Raw genomic sequence first — 12,748 nt, 5'->3', positions numbered from 1 at the left:
TATGCAATGAGTGGGAGCTTAATACTTGAGCCAAGGCGAGAAAGAGCCTTCCCTAGAGTCGTGAAGAAAAAGCCAAGCCGATACCCTAGAAAATACAATGCCGCTCACCTTAAGTGAACGGCATTAGAGCACTGGGCTCCCTGTTTTGAATAGAAATACGGTGATTAAAGTTCGTTGAACTCTGGGCAATACTCAATTAAACCCGCTCGTCCGCTCAATTCGCCGTCGACTAATGCAACGATCTGAAACGCGCCAACTGGAACATCCCAACGACAACGAAAATCAAATTTCGCCGCCTCTTTAAAGCCAAAGCGTTGATAATAATCCGGGTCACCCAAAACCACACAAGCTGGATAATCGAACTCAGCCAAACAGATTAACCCCTCTTTTACCAACGAGGCGGCGACACCTTGATTTCGCCACTCTTTTTTCACGGCTAACGGTGCAAGCCCTTGCCAATTTAAGTCTTCACCATTGAGTAAGACTGGGCTAAACATCACATGACCAACGACTTCGCCGTCATCATCACAGGCCACTAAAGAGAGCGTCAAATGGCTGTTTTCCCTTAATGTCATGACCAAATTAGCTTCAGCATCTGTCTCAAAGGCTGATTTTAATAAGCGGTCAATCGCTAAGATATCCGCTGGCGCTTCAGTTCGAATAAGCATTCATTACCTCATTTTGTGTCACTGGCGATTGTACGCCCTTATGCACAAAATCTGCTAGCTGATTAATTAACATCTGGAACGGTTTTGGTAAAAGCTCTAGGTCAACACTGTCCATCAGATTCTTCACCTCTAACCCCAGTTCGGTATCCCCTTCAATGGAGAGTCGACGTTGAAAGAACAGCGTATCAGGATCTTCTTTTCGACCAGCAATCAACACCATATCATTTAGGTTACCGCTAAAGCTGACATCTTCCACTTCCGTCTTATCAGACACAACAAGTTGTTCCGCTTGATAGCTGATATACCAATTCAAATTCAAATCGCGAATTGAAACCTTTAACCATTTCCCATCAAGAAATTCAAAGTCACCTTCTTGCAAAGCCTCATGAAATATAGTTTTCAACCCTTCTAGCAAGGCTTTTTTTTGTACAACTTGCGGTAAGAAGTGGACTGGGGATCGCAAAATTGAAGCGGCGTTTTGAACTAGTTGAGTACGAATCTTGTGAATCACGAGCGTTATCCGTTACTTTGTAATGCAATAGTACCTAATCATAATGGATGTGGGGGTGCAAATTCCTGTGATGCATCAAAAAACGTACATTGTTTGAGAACCTTTTCTAGCTTAGTAATCAAAGTTATAGTTAATGTGTTACTTACGTTGTAACATCCTCATGAATATAAGTGCTCTGGAGAGTGGTAGTAGCTTGATGCCTTCGCAACATTTACAACATTGGTTTGCAAAAATCACGTCGAACAGTCCGTTCTTTTTTGCCATCTTGAACGACCAACATAACTATGTGATGGTCAATGAACGTTATTGTGATATTGCAGGGCTGAGCACAACCGAATTGGTTGGAATGAATGACTCACAAATTCTGGGTGAGCATTTCTACCGCCATCTCAAACCCTATTATGAACGGGCATTTCAAGGAGAAACGCTTGAGACCGAACTGACTCTTCACGAGATCGATTTAGAAACGAGTTTGCATTTCTCTTTATCACCTATCATGGGTGATAAAAAAGTCGAAAATATTGTGTTTCACGCCATCGACACCTCCGAAAAACAGATCCTCATTCGCTCATTAGAAGAGTCGGAAAATAAATTTTCAACCTTGACTAGCTTGCTTCCTGATGGATTGTTGCTGGTCGATGACGACTGCATTATCTCTGCTAACCCCGCATCGGCTCGTTTACTCGGTTTTGAAAATACCTCAGAGCTTCTTGGTGAAGAGTTATCGCGCTTGTTTGTCGATGAAAAAAGTAAAACCGTATTCAGCTCTCCACTTAGTTTATTACTCGCAGGGGCACCATTGGTCTGCCTCACTGGGCCAAAGTGTGGCTTTGAACGTAAAGTTCAACTGCACGCTGGAGCCACCGTCGTGCTGGGCAACAGCTCACAACTGATTTTGATTCAAGATGCAGAAGATGCACCTAAGCAGTTGTCTTCGACTATGCATGCCGATATCCACATTGACTCGCTGACTAACTTGTATAACCGTTTTGGTTTCACTAAACGTTTAGAACAGTTCATTCAAAATGAAACACCCCTTGTGATGCTCTATTTAGACATTGATAACTTCAAAAACATCAATGACTCTTTAGGCCATCATATTGGCGATAAAGTCATTAAAGAGGTCTCAGCACGGCTAAAACGTTTACTACCGCAACAAGCGATTGTGGGCCACCTTGGCGGCGATGAATTTGGACTAATACTGCCTGATCCTGAAAATAGTCGCGCCGCTGAAATGTTGGCTGAACGCATCATTTCTTTGATTAACCAACCGTTTGATCTGCACCATTTCAGTAAACGCTTAGCCTGCTCCATAGGTAGTGTCGCCTACCCTGGTGACGGTAGCGATGCACGCGTATTGTTGCAAAACGCCGATACGGCGATGTATGAAGCCAAAGATCGTGGTAGAAACCGTCTGATTAAGTTCAACGATCAAATGAACAAAGAAGCGCGCATGCGCTTATGGCTTGAAATTGAACTGCAAAAAGCGCTGCAACAAAATGGCCTTGAAGTGTGGTATCAACCGAAAGTAAATGCTCGCGACTTCAGCATCAATGGTGCGGAAGCTTTGGTGCGCTGGAAACACCCTGTGGAAGGGTATATCAACCCGGGCGCTTTTATCCCTGTCGCGGAAAAAGCTGGGCTGATTGAACATTTAGGCCGAGTGGTGATGCGTGATGTCTTCTCGACCGTAAAACGCTGGAAGCTGCAAGGTATTTTACCAGGTCGCGTGGCGATCAATTTATCGCCCGAACAGTTTTGTAACCCGAAGTTGATTGATTATATGGAAAAACTGCTTCGCACCACGGAGCTTGATCCAAACTGCATCACATTTGAACTGACTGAAAGTGCCGTCATGAGCGACAGCGAACACACCTTGCAAATGTTGAACGCGATCAAAAAACTGGGCTTTTCTCTGTCCATTGACGACTTTGGTACGGGGTATTCCTCGCTCTCTTACCTCGCTCGCTTCCCGATTGATGAACTTAAAATTGACCGCGCTTTTATAACGGATATCGATACACTTCCTAAACAAATCACCGTCATTGAAAACATCATCAATTTAGGTAAATCACTCAACTTAACGGTCGTTGCCGAAGGTGTGGAAACCCAACAACAAGCCACGCTACTCTCTAATCTCAACTGTAACTCAATTCAAGGCTTCCATTTTTATCGGCCACAACCGAGGCAGGAAGTAGAAGAGTTATTCGTTCAAAATCGTCGTCATCGTTCTACTCCCAAATAAGTAAATCTCGTTTATTCGCCCCAAACCTGCCTTACATCAAATTTGCTATTCATAATGCTTCATAAAATACCACTACTTTCCCTTAGATATCGTACGGATCAATGGAACTTTTATGTCCTGCAGGTAACCTGCCTGCTCTAAAAACAGCGATCGATTGTGGTGCAGATGCGGTTTATATCGGCTTCAAAGATGATACTAATGCTCGCCACTTTGCTGGCCTTAATTTCGCAGGTAAGAAGTTAGATAAAGCGGTGCAATATGTTCATGATCACCATAAAAAAATTCATGTCGCGTTAAATACCTTCGCCCACCCTAATGGCTTCGAGCGTTGGACTCACGCCGTCGATAATGCAGCCAGTTTAGGCGTGGATGCGTTGATCATCGCCGATATCGCGGTATTGGATTATGCCGCGAACCGATATCCAGATCTGGAACTGCATCTTTCTGTGCAAGCCTCCGCCACCAACGTCGCCGCTATCGAGTTTTATAAACAAAATTTCAATATAAAACGGGTGGTGTTACCGCGAGTGCTATCAATCCATCAAGTCAAACAGCTCTCACGTAATATGATTAGTGACGTCGAGCTTGAAGTATTTGCCTTTGGCAGCTTATGTATTATGTCTGAAGGGCGCTGTTATCTCTCTTCCTATATGACGGGAGAATCACCCAATACTGTCGGAGCCTGTTCGCCCGCGAAGTATGTCCGCTGGCAAGAAACGGACTCAGGTTTGGAATCTCGCTTAAACGAAATTTTGATTGATAAATACGCAGCCGGAGAAAATGCAGGCTACCCAACCTTGTGCAAAGGTCGTTTTGAAGCGCAGATCGATGGGCAACCTAAACGCTACCACGCACTGGAAGAACCAACCAGTTTAAATACGTTATCACTATTACCAGAACTGTTTGCAGCCAACGTTGCTTCCGTCAAAATTGAAGGTCGCCAACGTAGCCCTGCATATGTGGAGCAAGTGACTAAAACCTGGCGAGCGGCGATTGATCGCTACCAAGCAAATCCACAAGCCTACCAAGTAGAAACGGCTTGGAACACCGCCTTAGCCAACGTTTCTGAAGGCACGCAAACGACACTCGGCGCGTACCATCGCCAATGGCAATAAGAGAATGGAGAAGAGAATGAAATATGCGCTGGGTCCTTTACTCTATTTCTGGCCCAAACAAGAGGTAGAAAGTTTTTATCAACAGGCAATCAGTAGCCCTGCTGATGTGATCTATTTGGGTGAATCGGTCTGCTCCAAGCGACGTGAGATAAAACCACAACACTGGTTTGAGATCGCCAAAGCGCTTTCACAAGCGGATAAACAGGTTGTGATCTCAACCATGGCGCTACTGGAAGCGCCGAGCGAAATCAATGTGATGAAAAAGTATATTGAGAATGGCGATTTTGCGATTGAAGCCAATGACGTTTCGGCGATTCAACTCGCCAGTGAAAAACGCCTTCCTTTTGTGGTTGGGCCCGCCGTGAATGCTTACAACGCGCGCACACTGCAACTGTTCCTAAAGCAAGGGATGATCCGTTGGTGCATGCCTGTTGAACTCTCCCGTGATTGGCTAATCAATGTATTGCAACAATGTGATGAGCTTGGTATCAAAAACCAGTTTGAAGTAGAAGTTTTTAGCCACGGATACCTGCCACTGGCTTACTCCGCACGCTGCTTTACCGCACGGGCCGAAAACCGCGCGAAGGATGAATGTGAGACTTGCTGTATCAAATATCCAACCGGAATTCAGGTTCACAGCCAAGAAGGCCAAGCGGTATTTAACCTCAACGGTATCCAAACCCAGTCGGGCTATTGCTATAACCTTGCTAATGATTTACCAAGCATGGCGGGATTAGTCGATGTCGTTCGTTTAAGCCCACTAGGTCTTGAGACATTCGAACATCTGTCGCAGTTCAAGGCCAATGAAAAAGGAGAGCATCCCTCCCCTTTAACCAATCACCAATGTAACGGCTATTGGCACCAATTACCGGGCCTAGCGATTCAACAAAGCTGAGCGTAGCCTCCCCCTAGAGACAAGGGGGAGGCTCTTGTTAAGCGAACACGGTTTGCTTCGCGTTATCATAAGGTAGTGCACGCAAATCTCGCCACAACATCAAACCCACCACCAAACTTAACGCAATATTGGAAATGGGGAAGGCAATCCACACACCAGTCACACCATATAACTTAGGTAACAAATACAAGAACGGTAGTTGGATCGCCATATTACCAATGGTGACAAACATCGCCTTACTGCCGCGATTGGTCGCTTGGTAAAAGGCGGCGGCGACAACTAAAAATCCATCCAAAAACAACGCAAACATATGCAGTTTTAAGCCCAGTACAGCGCTTGCCATCAATTGCGGGTCAGTTGAATTGAAGACCGCAACAACCTGAGTGGAAAACAAGTTCAGCAGCACCACAAAACCCAGCCCGCCAAGCACGGCAATGCTCATTGCAATTTTGAGCAGTTTTCTAATATGAAGATAGTTTTTGGCACCATAATTGAAGCTAACTAACGGCTGCATACCATTCGCGATGCCCTCTGCCGTTAAGTAATAAACCGTGACGATATAGCCTAATATCGCGTATGCCCCAACAAGTACCGCGCTGCCATAGTGAGCAAATAGGCTGTTGTGCACCGCCACCATCATCGAACCGTAGGCATACATAAAAAAGCTTGAAGTACCAATCGCAACAATCTTAGGTAACAACGACCATTGCACCCTCATCACCGAGAGTGACAGCTGCAACTTGGCTCGCGTCGAAAAGAAATAGCCTATACCTAATACAGTCACACTTAATTGTGCGAGTGCCGTTGCTATGGCGGCACCAGTAAGTTCCCAATGTAAAACGGCAATAAACAGATAATCAAAGAGAATATTGATTATCGCACCACTCACCATCAGCAATGTGGCTAAATTAGGGCTGTCGTCGTTTCGTAACAAGAAAGGCATAGCAATAGAGCCAAGCGTAAAGACACAAGCGATCACTAATACCTGCAAATATTGCAAGCCAAGTTCGTAGACTCGTCCTTCAACACCTTGCCACGCAATGAAATCGTCCGCAAGAAACCATAGAATTATCGCCACCACGGGAGCTAGCATCACAAGCAACAATAGGCCAGTAGCAAGCACTTGCTTAGCTGCCGCCATGTTCCCTTCACCTTGCTTGATCGAAGCCAGAGCACCAGTTCCAACGCCCACCAACATGCCAAGCCCTAAAATAAAGCCAATAATAGGCCACGCAACGTTAATGCCCGCCAATCCCTCAGCACCAACATAATGACCAATAAAAATACCATCCACCACTTGATACAAGCCATTGACTAACATAGCTGCCACGGTCGGAATGGTATAGCGCCAAAATTGGCGGTAAATTGAATTTTTCATAACAGACACCATAGTTAGCAAAGCTAACTATATAAGTAAATTAAAGTAATACTTTGGATAGCAACATATTAAAACACAGTGCTTCTTCTTCCGAGAGATGCTTAGTCACTTGCTCTGCGACAACAGCGTACACTTTCGCTTCATCCGCTAAATGCTCACGCGCAGTATCGGTGAGAGAAACTCGGTAAGAACGCGCATCATCTTGGCATTGTGCCGTCTGAACCAACCCTTTATTTTTAAGCCTTTTAACCATATTTGATACCGATGGTTTACTCACTTCCATCTCATTGGCTAAATCAGTTAAGCGCAGTGGCAAAGAAGAGCTTTGAATCACTTTAAGGTAATCATATTCATTAAAGCTCAATTGTGAAATGGGATCAGCTTTGCTATACCGACGCCAGATTTTGGCACTAAAACGCTCTAATTTTTCTAAGTTAGCTTCTAGTTTCACTGTTTTTTAAATTTAAATAGTTATCAAGGCTAACTATTTTATGGATCTTTAGATCGTTAAGCAACAAAAAAACCGCTGAAAAAGTCAGCGGCTTTAAGGGAAAGGATATAGCAAGGTATTTATTGCTGAGACTCTGGCTGTTCTGATTTCGCCTTAGCTAAATAGTCGGCTCTTACTTGCTGGAAAATTTTCCCCAATTCAAGATAAGCGTATCGATGCTCAACATATTCGTAGACGTTAAATGACAACGCAAGCTTGTACAAGGCGATCGCGTGCGCGTAATTTCCCTCTTGTTGGTAACGCTTAGCGAGATAAAAATAGACTTCAGTTAAACGCTGTGCTTGTATCGCATTACCGCTGCCTTCTTCTAAGATCATCTTAAAAGCTTGCTCTTCCGATATCTCTTTAAGCGTTAACGCAACCAAGAGCCATCCCCATTGATCATCTCGAACTTTATAGCGATTGAAGAGATCCACACGTGCCTGCAAAGGCTCGCTTTCACTTTGAATAATATATAGCCACAATGCACGAAAGGGATCGCTAGGGTCATGTTGATAATGTGCGCGAATCTCTTCCAGCGCAAGTTCTGTACGGTCGCCGTAATAAAGTGCGATGGCTCTGTTACGCTCAGCGTAAAAATTGTCAGGTTCAAGTTCTAATGTCGAATCAAATGCCTCATAAGCGGCATCAAACTCTGCAACTTGCGTGTAATACACGCCTAATAAATTAAAGATATCAGGCTGCGCCGGGTTAAACGCGAGCGACTGCTCAAAATCTAAACGTGCTAAAGTGCGTAGCCCAACACTGTCATAGTTGTTACCACGCTCATAAAACATTTTGGCCCGCACATCATCAGGCAGATCAGTACGTTGTAGCAGTTGCGTCAAACGCGCTATCTGAACTTGTTGCTGTAATGAAGACTGCAATGGCACTGCCATCGGAGGGTATACCCATTGACTTTGATTGTCATTTTGAGTTGACGCGCAGCCCGACATTATCAGTATCAAAGCACTCAATGCGGCCGTTGGAAACCATTTCACAAATAAAACTCCTGTGTACCCCAAAGCCCAAGATAAGTGGGTGTATCGCATTAATCTAGGCATGAAAAAGGGAGCGAATAACGCTCCCTTTATATCATGCTTTATGTTGAAAAGGCGACTAAAGCGCCGTGCTTCTCAAGCTTAAAGTGGCCTTATTCAGCCGTTGGTGCTGCAACAACTTCTTCAGCTGGTTTCTCTACCGCTTCTTTCATGCTTAGACGAACACGGCCTTGGCGGTCGATTTCAAGTACTTTAACTTGAACTTCTTGGCCTTCTTTCAAGTAATCAGACACTTTCTCGATGCGTTGATCCGCGATTTGAGAAATGTGTACCAGACCATCTTTACCAGGAAGAATGTTAACGAACGCGCCAAAATCAGCCAGACGAGCGACCTTACCAGTATAGATAGCGCCGACTTCAACTTCAGCCGTGATCTCTTCAATGCGACGAATCGCTTCTTTAGCTTGAGCGCTATCGGTTGCCGCAATCTTGATTGTACCGTCATCTTCGATTTCAATGGTTGTGCCCGTCTCTTCAGTTAGAGCACGGATCACAGCACCACCTTTACCGATCACGTCTTTGATTTTCTCAGAGCTGATCTTCATGGTGTAAATGCGTGGTGCAAATTCAGAAATCTCAGCACGAGCACCAGAGATCGCTTGATCCATCACAGAAAGGATATGCTTACGTGCACCTTGTGCTTGGTTTAGCGCAATTTGCATGATCTCTTTGGTGATACCTTCGATCTTAATGTCCATTTGCAGTGCAGTGATACCTTGGTTAGTACCCGCTACTTTAAAGTCCATATCACCTAGGTGATCTTCATCACCAAGAATGTCAGAAAGAACAACGAAATCATCGCCTTCTTTAACAAGACCCATTGCAATACCTGCAACTGAAGACTTGATTGGTACACCTGCATCCATCAGAGCAAGAGAAGTACCACATACCGAAGCCATTGAAGATGAACCGTTAGATTCTGTGATTTCTGATACTACACGAACTGTGTATGGGAACTCTTCCACTGAAGGCATAACGGCAGCGATACCACGCTTAGCCAGTTTACCGTGGCCGATTTCACGACGCTTAGGAGAGCCTACAAAACCAGTTTCGCCCACACAGTATGGAGGGAAGTTGTAGTGTAGTAGGAAGTTATCTTTACGCTCACCTGTTAGCTCATCGATGATTTGAGCATCACGCTGAGTACCAAGAGTAGCGGTTACGATTGCCTGAGTTTCACCACGAGTAAATAGTGCAGAACCGTGAGTACGAGGAAGAATACCAGTGCGTACGTCTAGCGCACGAACCATGTCTTTTTCACGACCGTCAATACGTGGGTTGCCAGCAATAATGCTACGACGTACAACCGTCTTCTCTAGATCGTGGAAGATAGTGTGGATTTCTTTCGCATTTGCTTCAGGATCTTCAGCAAGAATTACTTTGTTTACTTCAGCAGCAATTTCATGAATACGGTCGTAACGAGCCATTTTTTCAGTGATTTTGTAAGCTTCAACAAGCTTAGCTTCTGCTAGTTCAGCGATCTTGCTGTTAAGTACTGTGTTCTCTTGAGGAGCAACCCAATCCCAAGCTGGAGTGGCAACTTCAGCAGCAAATTCATTGATCGCTTTAATCACAGCTTGTTGTTGGTCGTGGCCGTAAACAACCGCTGCTAGCATTTCTTCTTCAGTTAGGTTATCCGCTTCTGACTCAACCATCAGTACCGCGTTGTCTGTACCTGCAACCACAAGATCAAGACGAGATACAGCAAGCTCGGTCATGCTTGGGTTAAGCACTAATTGACCATCAATGTGACCCACGCGCGCCGCGCCAATAGGACCATTGAATGGAATACCAGAGATAGCAAGTGCTGCTGAAGTACCAATCATAGTTACGATGTCAGGTTGAACGTCTGGGTTTACAGACATCACTGTCGCGATGACTTGAACTTCATTTTTAAATGCATTAGGGAAAAGAGGACGAATTGGGCGGTCAATCAGACGCGCAGTCAAAGTTTCGCCTTCTGATGGACGACCTTCACGCTTGAAGAAGCCACCTGGAATTTTACCCGCTGCGTAAGTACGCTCTTGGTAGTTAACAGTAAGAGGGAAGAAGTCTTGACCTTCTACTGCTTCTTTTTTACCAACAACAGAAACGAATACCGCGGTATCGTTCATAGTGACCATAACGGCCGATGTAGCTTGGCGTGCGATAACGCCGGTTTCTAGAGTGACGGTATGATTACCGTATTGGAATGATTTCACTACTGGTTTATCAAACATTGTTTATCCTTGCTCTAGAGTTGCCTCTAGATTGAATGAAATAACACTCAAGACATTACGAATCGCGACTAGTAAAAATAGGCTCTATATCACGGGAAACAAAGCGTTGGGCTTGCCGCTCCCACTGGTATCTGAACGCTACTTTTAATAGCCGCGACCTGCTGGCCGACTTCGGTGACTGTAATGCTATGAGTATGAAGCGTTAAAGTACATACAACAGACTTTAACGGCGGGTAGTATAGCGACTTAGGAGAGATTGTGCCAAATTTAGATAACAAAAAAGGGGCTAAAAGCCCCTTTTCTGAACAAACTGATCTTAGCGACGTAGCTCAAGACGTTTGATTAGGTCTTGGTAACGACCTAAATCTTTACCTTTTAGGTAGTCTAGAAGCTTACGACGGCTTGAAACCATACGTAGTAGACCACGACGGCTGTGGTGATCGCCTTTGTGAGTTTTGAAGTGACCTTGTAGGTGGTTGATAGAAGCAGTTAGTAGTGCTACTTGTACTTCTGGTGAACCAGTGTCGCCTTCGCCACGTGCGTATTCAGCAACGATTGCCGCTTTAGTTTCTGCATTCAGAGACATAATGCTCTCCTAATAAGAGTAAGTTTAAAGGTGTAGCAGCCAATCTCTGATTCAGCCGCTACGCGAAGCCGGGATTATAGGGAAATCCCCAACGTTAAGCAATAGCTATTTAAAGCGACTCTTCGTCTCTAAAAACGACCAATCGCTTAGGCGCAACACGACCATCTTGGTCAATTTCACCCACACCGATAAAGAGTTTCTCTTCACCCATGGTCATGCGCACTGTGCCATCAAGTGGCACACCCAACACTTGCACTGGTTGGCCATGTTGTACCATGTCTGCCAACTCAGGAATAAGGTTAACTTCCGGCAAATCTTGCACCGCACTGTCCATTGGCATCAATAACGAGTCCAACACATTTTTCGGTGCGACATCATCACGCAGCGCCTGTTGCAGCAATGCATCAAGTTGCTCTAAAGTCACCATCTTCTCATATGGGTACTTCGCGACCGCAGTACGACGCAGCATGGTCACATGTGCGCCACAACCAAGCATTTCACCTAAGTCATCCACGATAGTGCGGATATACGTGCCTTTCGAACAGTGCACATCCATTTCAACTTCATCACCTTCGAAACGGATCAATTCAATATCATAGACAGTGATTTTTCGAGATTCGCGAGGAATATCAATGCCTTCACGAGCGTATTCATATAGAGGACGGCCTTGATACTTCAGTGCAGAAAACATTGACGGAATTTGGTCGGTTTCACCACGAAAACGCTCGATGCACTCTCGCAGGGTATTTAATTGCACATTGACTGGACGTGTTTCCACTACCTCTCCGTCTGAATCAGAGGTATTGGTTCGCTCACCCAGTTTTGCAATGACTCGATAACGCTTATCTGAATCAAGTAAAAACTGAGAGAATTTTGTCGCTTCACCAAGGCAAATAGGCAACATTCCTGTTGCCAAAGGATCGAGCGCGCCAGTGTGTCCGGCTTTTTCTGCAAAATAAATACGTTTTACTTTTTGTAAGGCATCATTCGAGGAGATACCCGTTGGCTTATCCAGTAAAATTACCCCGTTGATTGGGCGACCTTTACGACGACGAGCCATCTATTCATTCCCTTCTTCTGCAGACGCTTCATCTTCACGTCCTGCATCTTTCTGTCTGCGCTTATCATTGCTGACCACTTCAGTCACCAAGTTGGACATGCGCATACCTTCAACCAAAGTATTGTCATAAGTGAAGCGAATTTCTGGTGTCAAACGTAAGCGAATACGTTTGCCAAGCATCATGCGGATATGAACTTCATGCTCTTTTAACGCAGCTAAGCAGCTTTCTGGGGTCTGCTCACCAACGCATAGAAACGTCACAAACACTTTTGCATAAGCAAGGTCACGTGACACTTCGACTTCTGAAATCGTCACCATACCTAAGCGTGAGTCACGGACTTCACGTTGTATGATCATGGCGAGTTCTTTTTGCAGCTGTTGGGATACGCGCTGCGTGCGGCTAAATTCTTTTGACATATCTTTTCTCACATATAGAAAGAATGGGGGGATGGTTCAACCCAGCCCCCCATGGTGTATTCAACAACCGATTACTGTCTATTTCAATACAGCAACGTCAGTC

The 12,748-nt window shown here is 45.0% G+C and carries 12 protein-coding genes; 3 read left to right on the top strand and 9 right to left on the bottom strand.

The genetic code is table 11. From position 1 onward, the window contains the following. Nucleotides 1-164: 164 nt before the first annotated feature. Nucleotides 165-668, bottom strand: a complete 504-nt coding sequence (locus AACV32_RS11095; RefSeq protein WP_094146863.1) for a GNAT family N-acetyltransferase — start codon at nt 666-668, stop codon at nt 165-167. Beyond that, entirely contained in the window at nt 652-1,179 is a 528-nt protein-coding gene (gene ubiT / locus AACV32_RS11090) for a ubiquinone anaerobic biosynthesis accessory factor UbiT (protein ID WP_010318913.1), read from the bottom strand. Before ubiT ends, AACV32_RS11095 begins: the two co-directional genes overlap by 17 nt. A gap of 196 nt (nt 1,180-1,375) precedes the next feature. On the opposite strand from ubiT, the gene AACV32_RS11085 reads away from it, so the two are divergent. From AACV32_RS11085 to AACV32_RS11075, 3 genes are all read left to right on the top strand, one after another. Beyond that, nucleotides 1,376-3,424, top strand: a complete 2,049-nt coding sequence (locus tag AACV32_RS11085) for a bifunctional diguanylate cyclase/phosphodiesterase (RefSeq protein WP_026027438.1) — start codon at nt 1,376-1,378, stop codon at nt 3,422-3,424. Nucleotides 3,425-3,525: 101 nt separating this feature from the next. Then, nucleotides 3,526-4,539, top strand: coding sequence for a ubiquinone anaerobic biosynthesis protein UbiU (gene ubiU, locus AACV32_RS11080; RefSeq protein WP_170894984.1), 1,014 nt, complete (start codon nt 3,526-3,528; stop codon nt 4,537-4,539). Nucleotides 4,540-4,555: 16 nt separating this feature from the next. Next, entirely contained in the window at nt 4,556-5,434 is an 879-nt protein-coding gene (locus AACV32_RS11075) for a U32 family peptidase (RefSeq protein ID WP_026028344.1), read from the top strand. Nucleotides 5,435-5,471: 37 nt separating this feature from the next. Here AACV32_RS11075 and AACV32_RS11070 read toward each other — a convergent pair whose 3' ends face one another. The 7 genes from AACV32_RS11070 to rbfA form a co-directional block, all read right to left on the bottom strand. Next, a complete protein-coding gene (locus AACV32_RS11070) occupies nt 5,472-6,812 on the bottom strand; it encodes an MATE family efflux transporter (RefSeq protein ID WP_170894985.1) in 1,341 nt (446 codons plus the stop codon). Between the two features lie 40 nt (nt 6,813-6,852). Then, nucleotides 6,853-7,263, bottom strand: a complete 411-nt coding sequence (locus AACV32_RS11065) for a MarR family winged helix-turn-helix transcriptional regulator (protein ID WP_010318918.1) — start codon at nt 7,261-7,263, stop codon at nt 6,853-6,855. Nucleotides 7,264-7,382: 119 nt separating this feature from the next. Continuing rightward, nucleotides 7,383-8,303 (bottom strand): lipoprotein NlpI, encoded by a 921-nt coding sequence (gene nlpI, locus AACV32_RS11060; protein WP_170894986.1) that lies wholly within the window; start codon nt 8,301-8,303, stop codon nt 7,383-7,385. 152 nt (nt 8,304-8,455) lie between these two features. Beyond that, nucleotides 8,456-10,582: a polyribonucleotide nucleotidyltransferase gene (gene pnp, locus AACV32_RS11055; RefSeq protein WP_010318920.1), complete on the bottom strand. Its 2,127-nt coding sequence runs from the start codon at nt 10,580-10,582 to the stop codon at nt 8,456-8,458. 316 nt (nt 10,583-10,898) lie between these two features. Then, nucleotides 10,899-11,168 carry a 30S ribosomal protein S15 gene (gene rpsO / locus AACV32_RS11050; RefSeq protein ID WP_010318921.1) on the bottom strand — a complete coding sequence of 90 codons (270 nt, stop codon included), beginning with the start codon at nt 11,166-11,168 and terminating at the stop codon, nt 10,899-10,901. A 109-nt stretch (nt 11,169-11,277) separates the two neighbouring features. After that, a complete protein-coding gene (gene truB, locus AACV32_RS11045; RefSeq protein ID WP_013857615.1) occupies nt 11,278-12,228 on the bottom strand; it encodes a tRNA pseudouridine(55) synthase TruB in 951 nt (316 codons plus the stop codon). Continuing rightward, the gene (gene rbfA, locus AACV32_RS11040; protein WP_026028089.1) at nt 12,229-12,645 is read right to left on the bottom strand and encodes a 30S ribosome-binding factor RbfA; all 417 of its coding nucleotides are present in this window, start codon (nt 12,643-12,645) and stop codon (nt 12,229-12,231) included. Between the last annotated feature and the right edge of the window lie 103 nt (nt 12,646-12,748).

This window comes from Vibrio sp. B7, assembly GCF_963888765.1.
GTDB classification, from domain to species: Bacteria; Pseudomonadota; Gammaproteobacteria; order Enterobacterales; family Vibrionaceae; genus Vibrio; species Vibrio anguillarum.
This window is presented reverse-complemented; position numbering and strand designations above follow the sequence as displayed.

Excerpts from the sequence above, each read along its gene's own strand:
- AACV32_RS11075 (WP_026028344.1), top strand. The coding sequence starts at position 4,556 with ATGAAATATGCGCTGGGTCCTTTACTCTATTTCTGGCCCAAACAAGAG.
- rpsO (WP_010318921.1), bottom strand. The coding sequence starts at position 11,168 with ATGTCTCTGAATGCAGAAACTAAAGCGGCAATCGTTGCTGAATACGCA.
- AACV32_RS11095 (WP_094146863.1), bottom strand. The coding sequence starts at position 668 with ATGCTTATTCGAACTGAAGCGCCAGCGGATATCTTAGCGATTGACCGC.
- AACV32_RS11085 (WP_026027438.1), top strand. The coding sequence starts at position 1,376 with ATGCCTTCGCAACATTTACAACATTGGTTTGCAAAAATCACGTCGAAC.
- AACV32_RS11070 (WP_170894985.1), bottom strand. The coding sequence starts at position 6,812 with ATGAAAAATTCAATTTACCGCCAATTTTGGCGCTATACCATTCCGACC.
- ubiU (WP_170894984.1), top strand. The coding sequence starts at position 3,526 with ATGGAACTTTTATGTCCTGCAGGTAACCTGCCTGCTCTAAAAACAGCG.
- rbfA (WP_026028089.1), bottom strand. The coding sequence starts at position 12,645 with ATGTCAAAAGAATTTAGCCGCACGCAGCGCGTATCCCAACAGCTGCAA.
- pnp (WP_010318920.1), bottom strand. The coding sequence starts at position 10,582 with ATGTTTGATAAACCAGTAGTGAAATCATTCCAATACGGTAATCATACC.
- truB (WP_013857615.1), bottom strand. The coding sequence starts at position 12,228 with ATGGCTCGTCGTCGTAAAGGTCGCCCAATCAACGGGGTAATTTTACTG.